This is a genomic window from Longimicrobium terrae (genome assembly GCF_014202995.1).
In the GTDB taxonomy this organism is placed as follows: domain Bacteria; phylum Gemmatimonadota; class Gemmatimonadetes; order Longimicrobiales; family Longimicrobiaceae; genus Longimicrobium; species Longimicrobium terrae.
The window spans coordinates 235,214-254,091 of sequence record NZ_JACHIA010000006.1; the positions used below are offsets into that span (position 1 = coordinate 235,214).

The 18,878-nt window shown below is 67.8% G+C and carries 18 protein-coding genes; 14 read left to right on the forward strand and 4 right to left on the reverse strand.

All coding sequences use genetic code 11. The features are described from left to right. The gene (locus HNQ61_RS12740) at positions 1-372 is read left to right on the forward strand and encodes a VOC family protein (RefSeq protein ID WP_170033444.1); all 372 of its coding nucleotides are present in this window, start codon (positions 1-3) and stop codon (positions 370-372) included. A 151-nt stretch (positions 373-523) separates the two neighbouring features. Here HNQ61_RS12740 and HNQ61_RS12745 read toward each other — a convergent pair whose 3' ends face one another. Together HNQ61_RS12745 and HNQ61_RS12750 are read right to left on the reverse strand one after the other, a co-directional pair. Further along, positions 524-853: a hypothetical protein gene (locus tag HNQ61_RS12745; RefSeq protein ID WP_170033446.1), complete on the reverse strand. Its 330-nt coding sequence runs from the start codon at positions 851-853 to the stop codon at positions 524-526. A 348-nt stretch (positions 854-1,201) separates the two neighbouring features. Next, a complete protein-coding gene (locus HNQ61_RS12750) occupies positions 1,202-1,531 on the reverse strand; it encodes a hypothetical protein (protein ID WP_170033448.1) in 330 nt (109 codons plus the stop codon). A 250-nt stretch (positions 1,532-1,781) separates the two neighbouring features. Here HNQ61_RS12750 and HNQ61_RS12755 point away from each other — a divergent pair, with 250 nt between their 5' ends. From HNQ61_RS12755 to recF, 6 genes are all read left to right on the forward strand, one after another. Then, positions 1,782-3,287, forward strand: coding sequence for a deoxyribodipyrimidine photolyase (locus HNQ61_RS12755; RefSeq protein WP_170035905.1), 1,506 nt, complete (start codon positions 1,782-1,784; stop codon positions 3,285-3,287). Positions 3,288-3,387: 100 nt separating this feature from the next. Beyond that, positions 3,388-4,194 (forward strand): enoyl-CoA hydratase-related protein, encoded by an 807-nt coding sequence (locus HNQ61_RS12760; protein WP_170033450.1) that lies wholly within the window; start codon positions 3,388-3,390, stop codon positions 4,192-4,194. Positions 4,195-4,263: 69 nt separating this feature from the next. Continuing rightward, positions 4,264-4,797 (forward strand): methylated-DNA--[protein]-cysteine S-methyltransferase, encoded by a 534-nt coding sequence (locus HNQ61_RS12765; RefSeq protein WP_205761343.1) that lies wholly within the window; start codon positions 4,264-4,266, stop codon positions 4,795-4,797. Positions 4,798-4,874: 77 nt separating this feature from the next. Beyond that, a complete protein-coding gene (locus tag HNQ61_RS12770; RefSeq protein ID WP_170033452.1) occupies positions 4,875-5,573 on the forward strand; it encodes a hypothetical protein in 699 nt (232 codons plus the stop codon). Next, positions 5,555-5,947, forward strand: a complete 393-nt coding sequence (locus HNQ61_RS12775; RefSeq protein WP_170033454.1) for a DUF5615 family PIN-like protein — start codon at positions 5,555-5,557, stop codon at positions 5,945-5,947. Before HNQ61_RS12770 ends, HNQ61_RS12775 begins: the two co-directional genes overlap by 19 nt. Before the next feature lie 80 nt (positions 5,948-6,027). After that, positions 6,028-7,155 (forward strand): DNA replication/repair protein RecF, encoded by a 1,128-nt coding sequence (gene recF / locus HNQ61_RS12780; protein WP_170033456.1) that lies wholly within the window; start codon positions 6,028-6,030, stop codon positions 7,153-7,155. Between the two features lie 135 nt (positions 7,156-7,290). On the opposite strand, the gene HNQ61_RS12785 is transcribed toward recF, so the two are convergent. Further along, positions 7,291-7,794 (reverse strand): hypothetical protein, encoded by a 504-nt coding sequence (locus tag HNQ61_RS12785; protein ID WP_170033458.1) that lies wholly within the window; start codon positions 7,792-7,794, stop codon positions 7,291-7,293. 248 nt (positions 7,795-8,042) lie between these two features. On the opposite strand from HNQ61_RS12785, the gene HNQ61_RS29560 reads away from it, so the two are divergent. From HNQ61_RS29560 to HNQ61_RS12820, 7 genes are all read left to right on the forward strand, one after another. Then, positions 8,043-8,357: a DciA family protein gene (locus HNQ61_RS29560; protein WP_170033460.1), complete on the forward strand. Its 315-nt coding sequence runs from the start codon at positions 8,043-8,045 to the stop codon at positions 8,355-8,357. Between the two features lie 320 nt (positions 8,358-8,677). Continuing rightward, positions 8,678-10,633 (forward strand): DNA topoisomerase (ATP-hydrolyzing) subunit B, encoded by a 1,956-nt coding sequence (gyrB, locus tag HNQ61_RS12795; RefSeq protein WP_170033462.1) that lies wholly within the window; start codon positions 8,678-8,680, stop codon positions 10,631-10,633. Positions 10,634-10,961: 328 nt separating this feature from the next. Continuing rightward, a complete protein-coding gene (locus HNQ61_RS12800; protein ID WP_170033464.1) occupies positions 10,962-11,744 on the forward strand; it encodes a hypothetical protein in 783 nt (260 codons plus the stop codon). Between the two features lie 135 nt (positions 11,745-11,879). Then, a complete protein-coding gene (locus tag HNQ61_RS12805; protein WP_170033466.1) occupies positions 11,880-12,266 on the forward strand; it encodes a hypothetical protein in 387 nt (128 codons plus the stop codon). Between the two features lie 498 nt (positions 12,267-12,764). Continuing rightward, on the forward strand, positions 12,765-13,568 hold the full coding sequence (locus HNQ61_RS12810; protein ID WP_240978644.1) for a lytic transglycosylase domain-containing protein: 804 nt from the start codon (positions 12,765-12,767) through the stop codon (positions 13,566-13,568). Positions 13,569-14,004: 436 nt separating this feature from the next. After that, on the forward strand, positions 14,005-16,572 hold the full coding sequence (locus tag HNQ61_RS12815) for an ATP-binding protein (protein ID WP_170033470.1): 2,568 nt from the start codon (positions 14,005-14,007) through the stop codon (positions 16,570-16,572). Between the two features lie 340 nt (positions 16,573-16,912). Then, complete coding sequence (locus HNQ61_RS12820) at positions 16,913-17,719, forward strand: L,D-transpeptidase (protein WP_170033472.1); 807 nt, start codon at positions 16,913-16,915, stop codon at positions 17,717-17,719. Positions 17,720-17,788: 69 nt separating this feature from the next. On the opposite strand, the gene HNQ61_RS12825 is transcribed toward HNQ61_RS12820, so the two are convergent. After that, positions 17,789-18,817, reverse strand: coding sequence for a restriction endonuclease (locus HNQ61_RS12825; protein ID WP_170033474.1), 1,029 nt, complete (start codon positions 18,815-18,817; stop codon positions 17,789-17,791). Positions 18,818-18,878: the final 61 nt, after the last annotated feature.

Sequence of the window (18,878 nt, forward strand, 5' to 3'; positions counted from 1 at the left end):
ATGCCCCATCTGATCGGACCCGACTTCATCGGCATTCAGGCCGAGGATCTGGATGCAGCGCGGACCTTCTACACCGAGGTCGTCGGGCTGAAAGCCGCCGCCCACAGCCCTCCCGGCGCCGTCGTGTTTGATACCAGCCCGATCCCGTTCGCCGTGCGCACACCCCTGGGTGATTGGAAGGGAACGGACGCGCTGGGCGAGGGAATCGCCATATGGTTCGGCTGCGACGACGCCGACGCGCTGCACGATCATCTGGTCGCGCACGGAACCCGGATCGTCTTTCCGCCGAAAGACGGGCCGTTTGGCCGGTACTTCGCGTTCCGCGACCCGTTCGGCTACACGATCACCCCTCACACGGTCGGGTTGTCCTGAGCGTGCGTGGATGACGAGCCGGACGTCGTGAGTCCGAGGGACGAACAACAGCGCGGCCCGGAGATCATCTCCGGGCCGCGCTGTTTTCCGATCCGGCGAACGGGCGGGAGGCCGAACATCCTGCCGCCTCCCGTCACACATGAGGCGCTGTCTAGAAGATCAGCGCGACGGTGAACGTGTCGTTCGAGTCGGAAACGGTCGTGCCGTTGGCGGCGCTGAGCGTGACGGTGGTGTCGCCGTACCCTCCGGTGACGGGAAAGAAACCCGTGGGCAGCATCAGGTGCATGGAGGCCTCGTTGGCCCAGATCTGCATCGTGCCGATCGTCTTGTCGTTGATGTTGACGTTCATGACCACCATGGTTGCCGGCGTCTTGCTCCACACCGATCCCGACACCGCTACCAGCACGGTATCAGTGCTGGGCCACGGAACGACCGCCGAGACGGGAAGGGGTCCGGTCTTCTGGATGATTACCTGGGACATGAACGCTTTTCCGCTGGAGTAGGAGTGAGCTGCGGAGCCAGTGTACGGGACTTTCCCGGCAGAAGCCAGAACATTCTCTGCTCATCGCTCTGCACGTGCCAGTCTTCCGCGCGGAAACGTACGTATCCCGGCGTTGCGTGCTGGTTCAAGGTTTTCAGCCCCGCGGAGGATGCCCCAGCGAGGACTGCGGCTCCGAAGCCGCGCCAGCCGCGGGCTCGCGATGGCGTCACGCGGGGGAACAAGCGACAGCGCGGTCCGGAGACGATGTCCGGGCCGCGCTGTTTTCAGATCCGGCGAATGGGAGGAAACCTGAGCATCCTCCCGCTTTCCGTCACACGTGAAACGCCGTCAGTAGATCAGCGCGACGGTGAACGTGTCGTTCGAATCACCGACGGTATTGGGGTTGGCCGCGGCCAGCGTGATGGTGGTGCTGCTGAAATCTCCATGGACGGCATAGAAGCCCGTGGGCAGCGCCACGTGCATGAGAGCATCGTTGGCGTAGAGCTGCATCTTGCCGGCCATCTCGCCGTGAATGGTGACACTCATGCCCACCATGGCATTCGGTACCTTGCTCCACACCGATCCCGACACCGCCACCAGCACGGTATTGGTGCTGGGCCACGGGAGGTTCACCGAGATGGGAAGAGGTCCGGCCTTTTGGATGACAACCTTGGACATGAACGCTTTTCCGCTGGAGTAGGAGTGACCTGCGGAGCCAGTGTACGGAACTTTCCCGGCAGAAGCCAGAACATTCTTTGCTCGTCGCTCCCCACGTGCCAGTCTTCCACTCGAAAACAAACGTATACCGGCAGTCTCTGCGGAGTCGCTGTTTTCGCCTCGCGCCGCGCAAGGCTGGCGGGATGGAGCGGCGGCGGAAAGATTGGACAGGGTTGATACACTTGTGTCGCCCGTGCCGCCCGTCCCCATGATGACCGACCTGAAATCCGCCGTCCCCGAGTCCCGCGTCGTGGCCGCCAATGAGGCGGAAGTGCGCGCGGACGGCGACTTCGTGCTGTACTGGATGGTGATGGCGCGGCGCACGCACCACAGCTGGGCGCTGGACCGCGCCATCGACTGGGCGCGCGCGCTCGGCAAGCCGCTCGTGGTGCTGGAAGCGCTGCGGGTGGCGTATCCCTGGGCGTCGGACCGCTTTCACCGCTTCGCGATCGATGCGATGGCGGACAACGCGAAGCGCTTCGCCAAGGCCGGCGTGACGCACCACCCGTACGTGGAACCGTCGCCCGGCGCGGGTAGCGGGCTGCTGCAGGCGCTTGCCGCGCGCGCGTGCGTCGTCGTCACCGACGAATTCCCCGACTTCTTTCTCCCCCGCATGCTCGCCGCGGCGGCTCCCCGTCTGCCCGTCCGCGTGGAGGCCATCGACGGCAACGGCATCCTTCCCCTGCGCGCCGCGCCCAAGCCGTTCAGCCACGCGCACCACTTTCGCCGCTTCCTCCAGCGCGAACTGCGCCCGCACCTGACGCGCGCGCCGGTCGGCGATCCGCTGCGCAGGCTGGATCTGCCCCGGCTAGACGCGCTCCCGGCCGAAATCCTCCAGCGCTGGCCCGCCGCCTCGGACGATCTGCTGCGCGGCACGCCGGGCTCGCTCGCCGCGCTTCCCATCGACCACGACGTGACGCCCGTCGATTTCCGCGGCGGGCCGGAGCACGGGCGCAAGGTGCTGAGCAGCTTTGTGGATGACCGGCTGGACCGCTACGCCAACGGCCGCAACCAGCCGCAGCAGGATGCCGCCAGCGGGCTGTCGCCGTACCTGCACTGGGGGTTCGTCTCCCCGCACCAGGTGCTGCACGACGTGCTCACCCGCGAAGAGTGGTCGCCGGAGCGGCTGGGCGAAAAGGCGACGGGCAAACGCGAGGGATGGTGGGGCGTAAGCGCGAACTCCGAGGCGTTCCTGGAGGAGTTCATCACGTGGCGCGAAGTGTCGTACAACACGGCGTTCTGGATCAACGGCCACGACCAGTACGACTCGCTCCCCGCGTGGGCGCTGTCGACGCTGAAGAAGCACGCCGGCGATCCGCGTCCGCACTTGTTCTCAAGGGAGCAGCTGGAGTTGGGGCACAGCTACGACCGGCTGTGGAACGCCACGCAGGGCCAGCTTCGCGCGGAGGGGCGCATCCACAACTACCTGCGCATCCTGTGGGGCAAGCGCTTTCTGGAGTGGACCCGGACGCCGCGCGAGGCGGTGGAGATGATGCTGCACATCAACAACCGCTGGGCGCTGGACGGGCGCAATCCCAACTCGGCCAGCGGCATCTTCTGGTGCATGGGCCGCTACGACCGCGCATGGGGTCCGGAACGGCCCGTGTACGGCACCGTGCGCTACGTGTCCAGCACGAACACCGCGCGAAAGGTGCGCGTGGGCGACTACATCGCGCGCTACGAGCCGGCGGACGCGCCCACCCGCGTGCCCGGCTGAGCGCCCCTCTCGCACTCCCGCCCGCGCCCGCGTACCTTGGTGCCCGCACCCGTGCCCGCGCACCACGCACTCACGCACCCAGCACTCACGCACTTCCCTCATGGCCGACTACCAGAACGTCCAGCTCGAGGTTCAGGACCGCATCGCCACGCTGTCCGTAAACCGGCCGGACAAGCTGAACGCGCTCAACGAGCAGACCATCCGCGAACTGGGCCAGGCGATGGACGAAATCGCCGGGCGCGACGACGTGGGCGGCGTGATCCTTACCGGCGTGGGCGAAAAGGGCTTCGTCGCCGGGGCGGACATCGCCGAACTGGCGAAGATGGGTCCCGTGGACGGCATCGAGGTCAGCCGCCTGGGACAGCGCGTGTTCCGCCAGATCGAGCTTTCGCGCAAGCCGGTGCTGGCCGCGGTCAACGGGTTCGCGCTGGGCGGCGGGTGCGAGCTGGCGCTGGCCTGCCACCTTCGCATCGCGAGCGAGAACGCGCAGTTCGGGCTTCCCGAGGTCAAGCTGGGCATCATCCCGGGCTACGGCGGCACCCTGCGCCTGCCGCGCATCGTGGGCAAGGGCCGCGCGCTGGAGCTGATGCTGACCGCGCAGTTCATCAAGGCGGATGAGGCGTACCGCATCGGCCTCGTCAACCGCGTGGTGCGCAAGCCGGAAGAGGGCTCGCAGAAGGACGCGCTCATGACCGAGGCGCGGGCGATGATGTCCGTCATTCTCGCCAACGGCCCTATCGCCCTGGGCCTCGCCATCGAGTGCACCACGCGCGGGATGGAGATGTCGGTGGATGACGGCTTGGCGCTGGAAAGCAACCTGTTCGGCCTGCTCGCGGCCACCAGCGACATGCGCGAGGGGATGACGGCGTTCCTGGAGAAGCGGACCGCCGCCTTCACCGGAAAGTAGGCTCGGGTGTACGGATGCGGGGCGCGGATCTGTCGCCCCGCATCCATCCCGGAGAAGGAGATTCGGTCGATGACGATGACGCACGTCCGGCGGTTCGAGCCGTCGTCCGCGGTGCGGCGGCTGCTGCTGCCTTCGCCCGTGGGCCCGCTGTTCGTGGAGTACGACGATGACGCGTTGCGGCGCGTTCACTACTGGCCGCAGGGCTCGCACCCGCCGGCCGGCACGCGGATGGAGCCCACGCGCGACGATCCCATGGGGTGGCGCATCGCGCAGCAGCTTCGCGAGTACTTCGCGGGCACGCGCCGCGACTTTGACCTGCCGCTCTCGCCGGAGGGCACGGAGTTCCGCCGGCGCGTGTGGCAGGCGCTGCGCGAGATTCCCTTCGGCCAGACGCGCACGTACGGCGAAGTGGCGGAGGCGATCGAGTGCCGCGCCGCGCGCGCCATCGGCCAGGCGAACCGCAACAACCCGCTCCCCATCGTCATCCCCTGCCACCGCGTGCTGGCGTCCAACGGCATCGGCGGCTACAGCGGCGAGGATGGCGAGGGAAAGAGCCTGGACACCAAGCGCTGGCTGCTCCGCCACGAGGGCGTGGACATCTGACGGGCGCCGGATACGACATTCTTTTCCGGAGATCCCCTTCGGGTTACCTTTGGCCTGTCCCCCGTCCGGAGATCCGCATGCTCGGAACAGGCATCTACTCCCCCGCGGACGCCGCGGCGCTGCTCAAGACCCCGCCGGACGAGGTCCGGCGCTGGGCCTTCGGCTACTCGCGCCTGCGGCAGGGCGCCACGGTTGCGTACGAGCCGCTGATCCGCACGGAGCTTCCGGAGAGGGAGGGCCAGCGCGCGCTGACCTTTGTGGAACTGGTCGAGCTGATGTTCATCAAGGGCTTCCGCAGGGCCGGAGCGCCGTGGAAGCTGATTCACGAAGCCGCGGAAGTCGCCGCGCGCATTCTGGATACGGATCATCCGTTCGCCATGCGCACCTTCTTTGCCGATCCGGAGGGCATCTACGCGCTCATGGACGAGGGCGAGGGCAGAGAATCGCTGGTACGGCTGGTGGGTCACGGGCAGCACGCGTTCGCGCCCATCGTGCAGCCCTACCTGGGCCAGCTGGAGTTCGATCCGCGCGAGCTTCCCACGCGGTGGTGGCCCATGGGTCGGGAAGCGCGCGTCGTGGTTGATCCCGCGGTTTCGTTCGGCGCGCCCGTTCTGGCGGATGTGGGCATTCCCACGCGTACGCTGGCGGATGTGTACGAAGCAGAGCGGGGCTACGCGGGCGACGACGCGTTCCGGCGTGTTTCGTGGCTGTACAAGGTGCCGGAGCGGCAGGTGCAGCTGGCCGTGGAGTTTGAGCGGTGGCGCAGGGCCGCGTAACGCTGCTGTTTGACGCCAACCTCCCGCCCGGCCTGGTGGACGCGCTCACCAGCCTGGGCGAGCCGGTCATGCACGTGAGCCAGATCTTTGCGCCGGGGACTCCGGACGAGACGTGGATCCGCTACGCCGGCGACCGGAACTGGTGCATCGTCTCGCGCGACGTGAACATCACCCGCAACGCGCACGAGGCGGCCGCGCTGCGGGAGTGCGGCGTGGGCGCGTTCTTTCTTCTCCCCGGCAAGCGCTCGCCGCGGCTGTGCCAGATCATTCAGGCCACCATCCGGCACTGGCCGGAGATCAAGCGGCTTGCCGCGTCGGAAGCGCGCCCGTTTCAGTACCAGATCGGCGAGCGCGGCATCAAGCGTTTCCGCTGATCCGACTGGAACGCATTCCCCGCCTCAGGCGCGACCGCACTCACGCACTCACGCACCCCGCACTCACGCACTTCCCTCCCTTGTTCCTCTCCCGCCTCCATCTTCGCAACTACCGCAACTTCGCCGAGCAGGTGGTGGAGTTTCCGCCGCAGGGCGCGGCGCTGGTGGGCGACAACGGGCAGGGCAAGACCAATCTGCTGGAAGCCATCTACTACCTGGAAATCTTTCGCTCCTTTCGCGGCGCGCCGGATGAACAGCTGGTGCGCTTCGGCGAAGAGGTGTTCCGCGCCGAGGCCCGCCTGTCCGACGGCCTGGGCGGCGACCGCACCGTTTCCGCCGCGTTCGACCGGCGGGCGCGCAAGAAGAAGGTGGCGCTGAACGGCGCCGAGCCGGAGCGGCTGGGCGATGCGCTGGGGCAGGTGGGCGCGGTGATCTTTTCGCCGTCGGACGTGGAGATCGTGGCGGGCGGGCCCGGCGGGCGGCGGCGCTTTCTGGACATCGTGCTGTCCCTGGCGCAGCCCGGCTACCTGAGCGCGGTGCAGCGCTACCGGCAGGCGCTCTTCCAACGCAACACGCTGCTGCGCAAGGGAAGTTCGCGCGCGCTGGTGGAGGTGTGGGACGCGGGGCTGGTGCTGGCCGGCAGCCGGGTGATCGCCGCGCGGCAGCGGTGGGTGGCGGCGCGGGCGGACAGCTTCGCCGCGCACTACGAGCGCGTCGCGGGCGGGCAGCCCGGGCGGCTGGGATACGCGCCCTCCGCGCCGGAAATGGCCGAGGCGCAGGGCGAGGCGCAGGTGCAGGAGGCCTTTCGCGGCGCCCTGGCCCGCGCCGCGGACCGCGAGCAGCGGCGCGGAATGACGCTCGTGGGCCCGCACCGCGACGACCTGCGCTTCACCACGCTGTCTGCGGACGGCGCCGTGCTGGAACTGCGTACCTACGGCTCCGGCGGCCAGCAGCGCACCGGCGCCATTGCGCTGCGGATGGTGGAGGCGGAAACGATCCACGAGGCCCGCGGCCGCCAGCCGCTCATTCTGCTGGACGACGTGTTCGCCGAACTGGACCCCGGGCGCTCGCAGCGCATCATCGACTGGATCGAGACGGAGGATGGAGGGCAGGTCATCCTCACCTCCCCCAAGCCCACCGACTTCCACGTCCGCGGCGACACACTTCCCCGCTGGGGCATCCGCGACGGCGTGATCCTGCAGGATTGATCGCCGAAACCCGTCCTCGTGACGAAGAACGCCTCCCGCGCATTCGTGCGCGGGAGGCGTTCGGTATCAGCTGTTCACGTAACCATCGTGGCCGGAACTGCCGGGAATGATCCACCATCACGCCCGGCGTTCATCTCAGGAATAGCAGGAGCCGCCGATGTCGATGGTCTTGGACATCGCGCGGTTCGAGACGTCGGCGGGTGCCGCCGCGGGCACGACGACGTAGAATTTCCGCACGGTGAGCGTGCCGCCATCCCCGTCAGACGTCACGCAGGTCCACGCGGTGTCCTGCGTGTAGGATTCGGTCAGATCCGCGAACGTCGTGGCGGAGGTGGTTCCCAGGTACTGCAGGGATTCGCTGTAGGAATCACCGGCGGGGTTCTGGATCTGCTCCTCGCGCAGGATGTACACGTCATGGTCGCCGGAGTACACCGTGGTCCAGTCCAGCGTCGGCGTCCCACCGGGATAGGTAACGCTGAGATCCACCCCCGACTGCAGGGACGAAGCGGTCGCTCGCGGGACCGCGCTGCTCCGGCCCGCCCCATCGGCCGTGGTGGGGGTGTCGCTGCACGCCTGCAGCAGAATGCTGCCCAGGATGACGGCCTGTGCAGCCCGAACAGTTCGGTTGTGTCTGATCATGGTCATATCGCCCGTTGTCGTCTCTGCCATCGCGGAGATTGAGCGTAACATGTCGGATTATGAATGGTCAACAGATCCACGAGTCTGTTCGCGGATGGTTACAGGAGTACGCTGTGCACGACGCGGGGGAATGCGCCTCCCGGGTGACGGGCCGGCATCCGCCGCGCCGCCCGGAATGGTTTCGCCGGGGGCCGCGGGATGGTAGATTGACCGGTCCGCCCGCAGTGCCCGCCCGTTGCCCGACTGCCGTGACCCGTCGCGATCCGAATGCTGGAAATCCGCAGGCCCTGGGCGATCTGCTGTCGCGCTATCTGGTGCGCAGCGGCCTTGGGCCCAAGGTGGAGGCCGCGTCCGTCATCCCCGAGTGGGAAGAGCGCGTGGGCCCGGCCATCGCCGCGGTCACCGAGCCCCTGCGCGTGAACGAGGGAACGCTGATCGTGGCCGTGCGCACCTCGGCGTGGATGATGGAGCTGAACATGATGAAGGCCGACCTGATGCGGCACGTGAACGCCGGCAAGACGGACGGACGCATCAAGCAGATCGTGTTCGTGATGGGAGGATGAGGGACAGAAGTGCGTGAGTGCTGGGTGCGTGAGTGCGAGCACGCATCAACCCGTGCCTGCCCGCTGACCTCTGCGCGCTTCCGGGATCGTTGATCGACGGGGATCGTCGCAGGGACCAGGCACCGGGCACTTGAGGCGGTGCCGCCCCCTCCGCGCTGAAACGTCCGCCGGACCAAGGCCACTTCCGCACTCACGCACCCCGCACTAACGCACTTCTTTTCCCGGTCTGTCCGTGAACATTCGGGACAGCTTCGGGGTATTGAACAGAGCTTGATGGCGGCCCGCAGCGGCCGCCGCCCCAACCGCAACAACCAGAGGCCATGTCTACCAACGGCGCCGAGAAGGACTACAACGCAGGACAGATCCAGGTGCTCAAGGGCCTGGAGGCCGTCCGCAAGCGCCCGGGCATGTACATCGGGTCCACCAGCACGCGCGGCCTGCACCACCTCGTCTACGAAGTCGTCGACAACTCCATCGACGAGGCAATGGCCGGCTTCGCGACCTCGGTGGACGTGACGATCCACGCCGACGACAGCATCACCGTGGTGGACGACGGACGCGGCATTCCCGTGGACGTGCACCCCACCGAGCACATGACGGGCGTGGAAATGGCGCTCACCATGCTGCACGCCGGCGGCAAGTTCGACAACGAGGGCGAAGGCTCCTACAAGGTGTCCGGCGGCCTGCACGGCGTGGGCGTCAGCGTGGTGAACGCGCTTTCCGAGTGGCTGCGCGTCACCGTGCGCCGCGACGGCAAGGTGCACGAGATCGCCTTCAGCCGCGGCGACAAGACCAGCGAGCTGACCGTCACCGGCACCACGGACACCACCGGCACCACGGTGTCGTTCAAGCCCGACGCGCAGATCTTTGAGGAAACGGTCTACTCGTTCGATACGCTCAGCAACCGCCTTCGCGAGCTGGCGTTTCTGAACAAGGGCGTCCGCATCTCGCTGGCCGACGAGCGCGGCGACGAGCCGCGCAAGGACGACTATCACTACGAGGGCGGCCTGCGCGAGTTCGTGGAGCACCTGCGCGGCAACCGCAAGCCGCTGCACGCCGACGTCATCTACATCGAAGCCACCCGTCCCGAAGCCGAGATCGAAGTGGCGCTGCAGTACGACGACGGCTACAACGAAAACACGTTCACCTTCGTCAACAACATCAACACCCACGAGGGCGGCACGCACCTCACGGGGTTCAAGGCCGCGCTCACGCGCAGCATCAACGACTACGCCCGCAAGACCGGCCTGTTCAAGAAGGGCGGCCTGGACTCGCTCAGCGGCGACGACGTGCGCGAGGGGCTCACGGCGGTGGTGTCGGTAAAGGTGCGCGAGCCGCAGTTCGAAGGGCAGACCAAGACCAAGCTGGGCAACAGCGAGATCAAGGGCGCCGTCGAAACGGTGGTCAACCAGAAGCTGAGCGAGTTTCTGGACGAAACGCCGGGCGTGGGGCGCGCCATCATTGAAAAGGCCGTGTCCGCCGCCCGCGCCCGCGAGGCCGCCCGCAAGGCGCGCGACCTTACGCGCAAGAAGAGCGCGCTGGAAACGGGCGTGCTGCCCGGCAAGCTGGCGGACTGCTCCAGCAGCAATCCCGAGCTCACCGAGCTGTACATCGTGGAGGGCGACAGCGCCGGCGGCAGCGCCAAGCAGGGGCGCAAGCGCGAGTTCCAGGCGATTCTGCCGCTCAAGGGCAAGATCCTGAACGTGGAAAAGGCGCGCTTCGACAAGGTGCTGAGCAACGACGAAATCCGCGCCATCATCACCGCCATCGGCACGGGCATCGGCGAGGACGAGTTCGACCTCAAGAACGCGCGCTACCACAAGGTCATCATCATGACCGACGCGGACGTGGACGGCAGCCACATCCGCACCCTGCTGCTTACGTTCTTCTTCCGCCAGATGCGGCAACTGATCGACAACGGCTATGTGTACATCGCGCAGCCGCCGCTGTACCTGGTCAAGAAGGGCAAGCAGGAGCAGTACGCCTACAGCGACGCCGAGCGCGACGTGATTCTGGCGCGCTACAAGGGCGGCGCCGAGGAAGGCAAGGAGCAACGCGGCATTCACGTGCAGCGCTACAAGGGCCTGGGGGAGATGAACCCCGAGCAGCTGTGGAAGACGACCATGGACCCGGACGTCCGCACCCTGCTGCAGGTGTCCATGGATGACGCCGTGGAGGCCGACGCCGTGTTCACCAAGCTGATGGGCGAAGAGGTGGAGCCGCGCCGCCTGTTCATCGAGCAGAACGCCAAGTACGTGCGCTTCCTGGACGTGTAACGCACAGCTGTGGTGCCGCGGCGTTGCTCTAGGGTTCGCGGCTGACAGGAAACAGGATTCGCGACAACGGAACAGGGCCGGGAGATCATCTCCCGGCCCTGTTCTTTATGTGGGGTTTCGCCCGGAGAACGCTCCGATTACCTTGCCGTTCCGCGCCGAAATGGCCGGAGCGTACACAAAGGTTCGTACCCATCCCAAAACAGCGCGGCCCTGCCAACCGAGGTGGGCAGGGCCGCGCGACGTCCCAAGGGAGATGCCGGATTTCGCCGGGGATCCCTTCAGGCTCCGCTCCTACATTACCACACTTCCACGCAGACCGCAAGCGGTTATGCAGCCCCGATTCGAGGAAGCACTCGCTCTCCTGTCCACTGACCGGCTGGGGGGATATTACGTCAGATCGGGTCCCAACACCGATCGCGATCTCCTTGGCCGCTACCTGCGCAACGTCGCGGTCTCACAGGCGCTGTATCCCTACCTCCATGCCGTGGAGGTGGTGCTTCGGAACCGGATCAATGAGGCGGTTGCCCGTGACCACCCCATCGACCGCGACCGGCCTGATCTGTACAACGAGTTCCCGTGTTGGCTCGATGCAACCTCCACGATTCTGATTCCGAATCACCAGCAGGAGGTTGAAGCGGCCAAGCGGAGCGTGATGCGAGATCTGCGGCGTCGCTTCGGCGATCGGGACGGGCGGGCGCGCCACAGATTCACTCCGGGCCGCCTGGTCGCCAAGCTGCCTTTCAGCTTCTGGGTGTACCTGTTCGACCCGGAGTATGTCGGTGGCGGCCGCGGGCAGCCTGGAATCCTCTGGCCACGCTACTCGGCGGAGGTTTTCACGAATCGTACAGGCGCCGGAGTCGTCGACGTGAGGAAGACTCTGAGACGATTGCTCGTGGTACGAAATCGCGTCATGCACTACGAGCGGATCACCCCGTGGGACGACTACAGCAACACGGCGCTACGTCCAGAGCAGGTGCGCGACGACAGTCTCGAGTTGCTCGAGTGGATGTCGGACCGAGCGGCTGCCGTGCTGCGCGACCACGGACCACCGGATTACTACTTCGAGCCGGTGTTCGGCCGATATCTGCGGCGCTGCGCAGGCCGTATCTGACATCTGTGCGAAGGGGTGGCCGATGATCGCGGATTCACCAGCGGATCAGTGTCCCGTTTCGACAAAAGCGGTGACTGTGTTGCGGGGTATCACCAAGGAGATCGTCGTATCCGCACCCACTGCCTGGAGTCTGCCATGCTCGACGCTGTACGCCTGCTCACAGCCACTCGTATCGTGCCCCGGATTCTCACTGCAGCCCTGATAGCTGCCGCTTACACCGCGACTTGGCCCCACGCTTCGCTGTCCTCCCTCCTGCAAGTCCTCATCGTGTTTCCGGTTGCTGTACTTGGGCTTTATCTGCTCTTCTGGTCGGTCAACCCGGACTGGGCCTACCCGGTCTCCGGCGTTCTCCTCAGCGGCGGACTCGCCGGTCTGGCCGTGGTTGCTCGTCTTCCAGGAACTGACCCGTTTATCGGACTCGCCTCAATCCATCCCGCATGGTATGCCGCGATGCTCGTTCAGGCGGCAGTCTGGTGGACGGAAGGTGAGGGATGGCGGCAGTTGACGGAAGGCATTTCGTAATCCGCAGTGGGGTGTGAACCGCTGCCGAGCCGTAGTGGTTTAACCAGCCTTCTGCACAGTGGTTGACTCGGACGCACTGCTCCAGAGGCCAACCTCCGTTGCAGGTGCCGGCACGCACGGGTTGGGGCACCCAAGCACCGTTGGAGCGCATGGATCGAGGTGGATAGGCGGCAAACGGCACGAGGCCGCGGCGGAATCAGGGACGTCAGCAGTGGTGCACCGGGGTTGGCGTGGAATGCGGCGGGACACGCGCGGGGAGATGGATTGGTGTGAGCCTCGTTCGCTCCACGCTGCGGGGCATGCTCCTTGTATCGGCGGTTCACCCCCGCCGCGGTGTGTGCCGCGCAGATCCACGGCGGGAATGCAGGGTTTTCGGTCGCCGCGACGGTTGAAAATTTGTCTCCACCCAGTGCCGGACGGCCCCGCACAGCTCCGGGGGCAGCGCCGAAGTCTGGCGAAACCCGCACGTGAATCGGCAGGAGAAGGATAATCGTGAGCATGGACGAGAGCCGCGGTCCCCGCCGGGTTACCAACAGGCACGCCGCGCGTCCCAACGACCTTCGATCCATCCTCCGCTCGCGCGGGGTGCAGGCGCTGCTGCTGGGCACCCTGGCCGTGCAGTCGGGCGCGGTCCTCACCGGCGGCATGCACGACAGCCGCGGCAAGGTGCGTCGCGGCGTGGTGGGCCAGGCCGTGCGCGACGGCGTGGCGGTGAAGATGGCGGCCAACGTGGTCCGCGCGCCCCTGGCCCTGGTGGAAACGGTGGCGCCCGGCAAGGACGCCCCGGCCTTCGCCCTGGCCGACAAGTACCGGGCGATGGGGTACGAGATCTCCGACGGGCTGGCCAGGGAAATCTACGCCGCCGCCATTGACGCCAGGATCGATCCCGAACTCGCCTTTGGCCTGGTGCGCACGGAGAGCGAGTTCAAGGACTACGCGACCAGCCGCGTGGGCGCCATCGGCCTCACCCAGCTCATGCTCCCCACCGCCAACTGGTTCAAGAAGGGGATTACGGAGATCGAGTTGCGCGAGTCCGGTACCAACCTGCGCATCGGGTTCCGCTACCTGCGTGAGCTGATCGACCGGTACGAGGGCGACGTGGAACTGGCGCTCACCGCCTACAACCGTGGCACGGGCACGGTGGACCGCGTGCTCAAGAAGGGCGGCAACCCCGACAACGGCTACGCGGCCAAGGTGCTGGGCCGCGAAACGCAGAAGCCTTCTGACGGCATCCGAAGCTCCGCGGACACGTCCTCGACGCCCGCTCCGCCCGAGCCTCCGCCCCCCGCCTCGGCCCGCTAAGCGCGACGAAATGGGATGATGGGCCGCAGTTGCATCTCCCGGCCGATCCGCTGCCCCGCCGGTCCGCATCGCCAGCGTGAGGATGAGACGCATCTCGATTCGATCGGTGGTGGATGCGCCGCGTCCGGTAAGCGGGGTGATCGTTGTGGATGATCGGTGGATGGCGTGCCGCGGCTCGCCACGGCTACGGACCAGGCGCGTTGCGGCAGCATCTCCGGCTTGGAGCCCGCGCGGCGGAGCCGCAGGGTGCACGCGGCTGGCCGGGGGGAAAGTACGCTGACGCGGGGTCTGGGTGGTCGGTTCCCTCGTGGGGAGCCGGCCATCTCTACGCATGGCGCGGAACTTGTCCGCAGCGCCCGTCTGCGCGGCTGAACGGGCCGCGCCACGCCCGCGGAGCCGTGCGGCGCGCCATCTCCCGAACTCCATGCCGTGCACCGTGCCCGACCCGAACGACACCCTCAGGCAGCCGGACCGGCTCGCGGCGATCGCAGAGGCGGACCTGGTCGCGAGCGGAGCCATTCCCGCGCTGGACCGCGTCGTGCGCGCCGCCGCCGAGTTGATGGGCGTTCCCGTCGCGCAGCTGAACGTGATCACCGCTGACCGGCAGATCCCCGTCAGCCACGTGGGCGGCGAGGCGTGGGGCAAGGCGGTGCACCTGGACCGCTCGTACTGCCAGCACGTGATCCGCAGCGGGGAGCCGCTGGTGGTGCCGGACGCACGCGTGCACCCCGCGGTGGCTGACAACGCGGCCACCCGCGAATCCGGCATCATCGCCTACCTGTCCGTCCCCATCCTTTCCCCCCGCGCGGCCGCCCCGCTGGCCACCCTGTGCGTGGTCGATTTTCAGCCCCGGCCGTGGACGGAGCGCGAGGTGCTGCTCCTGACGGACCTGGGCGCCTGGGCGCTCAGCGAGATCGAGTTGCGCGCCGGCCGCCTGCGCGACCGTGCCGCGGCGGAGGCGGCGCTGCGGGAAAGCGAAGCCCGCTACCAGGCCCTGTTCCACTCGCTGGACGAGGGTTTCTGCGTCGTCGAGGTGATCTTCGACGAGCAGGGCAGCCCCATCGACTACCGCTTTCTGGAAACCAACCCCGCGTTCATCCAGCAGACCGGGCTGCACGACGCGGTGGGAAGGCGCATCCGCGACCTCGTCCCGACACTCGAGACGCACTGGTTCGAGATCTACGGCCGCGTGGCGTTGACCGGCGAGCCGGTGCGGTTCGACGCCGGGGCGGCCGGGCTGGGGCGATGGTACGACGTGTACGCCTTTCGCATGGGGCGGCCGGAGGAGCGGCACGTGGCCGTCCTTTTTCGCGACGTGAGCGCGATGCGCCTGGCGGCGGCGGAGCGCGAGCGGCTGCTGGAGGAACTCGCGGTGGAGCGCGCGCGGCTGGTGGAGGTCATTCAGCGCGCGCCCGCCTTCATGGTGGTGCTGCGCGGGCCCAGCTACACGCTGGAGCGGGTGAACGACGCGTTTCTGAGGCTGATCGGCCACCGGGACGTGGTGGGCCGGCCGCTGTTCGATGCGCTGCCGGAATCGCGCGGGCAGGGCTTCGAGCAGGCGCTGCGGCACGTGATGGATACGGGAGAGCCGTTTGTGGGGCGCGGGCTTCCGCTCCGGCTGGTCCGGGTGGCGGGCGAGCCGGCGGAGGAGCGGATCATCGACGTGTCGTACGTGCCGCTGACGGAAGCGGACGGCGAGCGCAGCGGCATCGTAGTGCTGGGCACGGACGTGACGGAGCAGGTACGCAGCCGCGAAGAGGCGGAGCGCGCACGCGACCGGGCCGAGCGGCTGCAGGCGCTTACCGGCGCGCTGGCGGGCGCGCGCACGCTGGACGAGGTGGCCACGGTGGTGGTGGCCGACATGGTGGTGGCGCTGGGCGCGGTGACGGGCGCGCTGGCCGGGCGGTCGGCGGACGGCGAGGCGCTGGTGCTGCTGCGCACGGTGGGCTTTTCCGAGCCGCTCAAGGCGGGCGTGCGCCGCCAGGTGCTGAGCTTTCGCAGCCCGCTGACGGAGTGCTTTCTGACCCGGGCGCCGGTGTGGGTGGAAACGCGCGAGGGGCCGCGGGGGCTGGACGCCCGCTTTCCCCCCATCGCGCCGGTGTGGGATGAGCTGGGGGTGCGGGCCGCGGCGTTCATCCCGCTGATCGCGGCGGGCGAGGCGGTGGGCGTCATCTCCTTTTCGTTCGATGCGGCGCGCGTGTTTCCGCCGGAAGAAAAGGCGTTTCTGCTGGCGCTGGGGCAGCAGGCGGCGCTGGCGGTGGAGCGGGCGCGGCTCTTTGCGGCGGAGCACGCGGCACGCGCCGAAGCGGAACGGGCGAACCGCGCCAAGAGCGAATTTCTGGCGGTGATGAGCCACGAGCTGCGCACCCCGCTGAACGCCATCGGCGGGTACGCGGAACTGATGGAGATGGAAATCCACGGCCCCATCACCCCCCAGCAGCGGGAAAGCCTGCGCCGGGTACAGACCAGCCAGCGGCACCTGTTGGGCCTCATCAACGAAGTGCTCAACTACGCCAAGCTGGAAACGGGGACGGTGCACTACGAGATCGCCGAGGTGCGGCTGCGCGACGCGCTGGCCATCGCCGAGGCGCTGGTGACGCCGCAGGCGCAGGCGCGGGAGCTGGCGCTCACCATCGTCCCCTGCGATCCGGACCTCACCGTGCGCGCGGACACGGACAAGGTGCGGCAGATTCTGGTGAACCTGCTGTCCAACGCGGTCAAGTTCACCGCGCCCGGCGGGGCCATTGAACTGGGCTGCACGCGCGAAGGCGGCAAGGTGCACGTGTATGTGCGCGACACGGGAATGGGCATCGCCGCCAACCAGCTGGACCGCATCTTCGAGCCGTTCGTGCAGGTGCGCGCGGACCTTACGCGCACGGCGGAGGGAACGGGGCTGGGGCTGGCCATCAGCCGCGACCTGGCGCGCGGAATGGGCGGCGACCTGACGGCGGAAAGCACGCTCGACGTGGGGAGCACCTTTACCCTCACCCTTCCCGCCGCGTAGACGCTTTCGGGGCGCGGAGATGGACGGTGGGCGGCGCGGCGGGCAGTGACGGATCGAACGGAGTGGGTGAATGGACAGAGGGGAGCACGGTCCGGAGACGGACAGGTGCTCCCCTTTTGCGTGGCAGATGGAAATGGGCCCGGTGTTTGCCTTTGGGACGGATCGTTGAAGCTGGGTCAACTTACCTAAGTGTTTGCCGAAACACGGATTATGATTCACGCGTAATCCACGGCGAGCAGAGGACGAGGCGGCGAGCCGCCTCTCATCCCAGCGGTCCGCAGTCCGCGCCGGAAGGTCCGGCGCACCGTGCGGGCCGCGACACTCAGCCCCGAGCCGCGCCATGTTCTCGATCCGTCACGCCGTCCCCGCGCTGCTGGCCGCCGCCCTGGCCACCGCTCCCGCCGCCGCGCAGGGATCGATGGAGATCGTCGTCAACGTCCCCGCCGGGCGGCTGGACGTGATTCAGGACGGCGCCCGGGTACGCTCGTATCCCGTCTCCGTGGGTACGGCGGGGCACGCGACGCCCACGCGGCAGGCGTCCATCCGCCGCATGGTGTGGAACCCGTCGTGGACGCCGCCGGACGCCGCGTGGGCGCGCGACGAGGAGCCCGCGTCGCCGGGGTGGGGCAACCCCATGGGCCGCGTGAAGATCCACCTGTTCGAGGACTACTACGTGCACGGCACCCCGGCCCGCAACGAGCGCCTTCTGGGGCAGCCGGCGTCGCACGGGTGCATCCGCATGCGCAACGCGGACGTGATGGAACTGGCCCAGCTGGTGCTGCGGGCGGATGGCGCCGCGGTGAGCGACGAGACGGTGCAGCGCCTGGTGGACAACCCGCGGCAGACGCGGGAGCTGGCGCTGGCGGGCCGGGTTCGGGTGCGGGTGGAGTACCGCCTGGCCGAGGCGGATGCGGAATCGGTGACGCTGCATCCGGACGTGTACGCCCGGGCGCGCGGTCAGTACCAGGACCGTGTGCGGCAGGACCTGAGCACCGCCGGCGCCGATCCGGCCGCCGCGCTGGAGCACCTGGCCGCCGCGGGCGTGCCCTCCGCCCCGGTGCGCCTGCCCCGGGTGGCGGCGCCCGAGATCACGCCGGCACCCGCCACCGCGCTGGCCGCCATGCCCCTCGCCGGCGGGCTGCGGTAACGACGCGCGGCGGGTTGGATCGAGATGAAGAAGCGGGGCGCCCGGACATGTCCGGGCGCCCCGCTTTCTTCAATCCTCCTCTGGCCCAGCTACAGTCCAGATGCGCTTCAAAGGCAGTTCGGCGCGGATCTCTTCGTCAAACTTGTCGTAGTGCTCCAGCACCTGCGCAATCAGGTCTACCTGGTTCCACATGCGCACGCGAAAGAACTGCTGCGGGACCTCTTTTTCCACGTTCCGGTTGAACCCGCCCCAGGATACCAGCAGCCCCTGTTCGGCGTGCACGTTCTGCATGGTTCCCACCAACTGGTCCAGCGTGGGACGGTCTACCGGGGTGTCCCCGGATTTGACCTGAACGCAGATGCGCGGCGTTCCAAAGCCCAGCGGCCCCGGTGCGGCCAGCAGGTCCACGCCCTTGTCGGGTCCTTTGGGGCTGTGGTACGTCACGTAACCCTGCGCCTTCAGGACCGCTTCCACCAGGCGCTCCAGTGCGTGGCCCTTGAAGCGCTGGGTGATCAGCGCGGCGATCTGGTCGCGCGCCAACTGCTCCAGATCCACATCCTCGTCCGGATCGGCGATGTCGCTCGGGCCTGCACTCCGGACCGCACTCTCCACGTTCCACCCGATCGCCTGCAGTTCGCGGATGCGCCGCTCGGCGTCGTTCCGCTCGATCTTGCAGATGGTCATGATGGCTCCGAGCGAGTACCGCAGATCCTGCGGCACCGCTGCCCTCGGCACGTCGCGGGCTACCCACCGCACCGGGCGGGAGTGGTAGTAGGGGTTCTCAGCCTGGGAGTGAAAGGCGTACGCACCCGTGATCTCGGCGATGTTGAACACCGGCTTGGACTTGCTGGGCACCACCACCCAGTCGCCCTGACTCATCCGGTGCGAGAAGGACCAGATCTGCGCGGCGAAGTTCCGGAGCGTGCCTACCTTGGCATCGGTGTAGGTGGCCTGCAGAACAGCATCGAGCTCACCGCGATCGCGGAGCGCGGAGAGATCGTAGCTGAGATCGTCCCAGGTGAGGTAGACGCGGTTCTCGTTCAGAAAGCGCGCTTCGTGCTCGCCATACTTTCCGGCGCGGACCAGCCACAGAGCCATGAAAATGCCAGATAACGGGTTCTACGACATGTGCGCCGCCATGCGCGGCCGGCCCGCCATG

Coding starts and splice junctions, on each gene's coding strand:
- HNQ61_RS12755 (WP_170035905.1), top strand. CDS start 1,782: ATGACCGACCTGAAATCCGCCGTCCCCGAGTCCCGCGTCGTGGCCGCC.
- HNQ61_RS12820 (WP_170033472.1), top strand. CDS start 16,913: ATGTTCTCGATCCGTCACGCCGTCCCCGCGCTGCTGGCCGCCGCCCTG.
- HNQ61_RS12760 (WP_170033450.1), top strand. CDS start 3,388: ATGGCCGACTACCAGAACGTCCAGCTCGAGGTTCAGGACCGCATCGCC.
- HNQ61_RS12745 (WP_170033446.1), bottom strand. CDS start 853: ATGTCCCAGGTAATCATCCAGAAGACCGGACCCCTTCCCGTCTCGGCG.
- HNQ61_RS12805 (WP_170033466.1), top strand. CDS start 11,880: ATGCTCGACGCTGTACGCCTGCTCACAGCCACTCGTATCGTGCCCCGG.
- HNQ61_RS12785 (WP_170033458.1), bottom strand. CDS start 7,794: ATGATCAGACACAACCGAACTGTTCGGGCTGCACAGGCCGTCATCCTG.
- HNQ61_RS12750 (WP_170033448.1), bottom strand. CDS start 1,531: ATGTCCAAGGTTGTCATCCAAAAGGCCGGACCTCTTCCCATCTCGGTG.
- HNQ61_RS12800 (WP_170033464.1), top strand. CDS start 10,962: ATGCAGCCCCGATTCGAGGAAGCACTCGCTCTCCTGTCCACTGACCGG.
- HNQ61_RS12825 (WP_170033474.1), bottom strand. CDS start 18,817: ATGGCTCTGTGGCTGGTCCGCGCCGGAAAGTATGGCGAGCACGAAGCG.
- HNQ61_RS12810 (WP_240978644.1), top strand. CDS start 12,765: ATGGACGAGAGCCGCGGTCCCCGCCGGGTTACCAACAGGCACGCCGCG.
- HNQ61_RS12765 (WP_205761343.1), top strand. CDS start 4,264: ATGACGATGACGCACGTCCGGCGGTTCGAGCCGTCGTCCGCGGTGCGG.
- HNQ61_RS12740 (WP_170033444.1), top strand. CDS start 1: ATGCCCCATCTGATCGGACCCGACTTCATCGGCATTCAGGCCGAGGAT.
- HNQ61_RS12770 (WP_170033452.1), top strand. CDS start 4,875: ATGCTCGGAACAGGCATCTACTCCCCCGCGGACGCCGCGGCGCTGCTC.
- gyrB (WP_170033462.1), top strand. CDS start 8,678: ATGTCTACCAACGGCGCCGAGAAGGACTACAACGCAGGACAGATCCAG.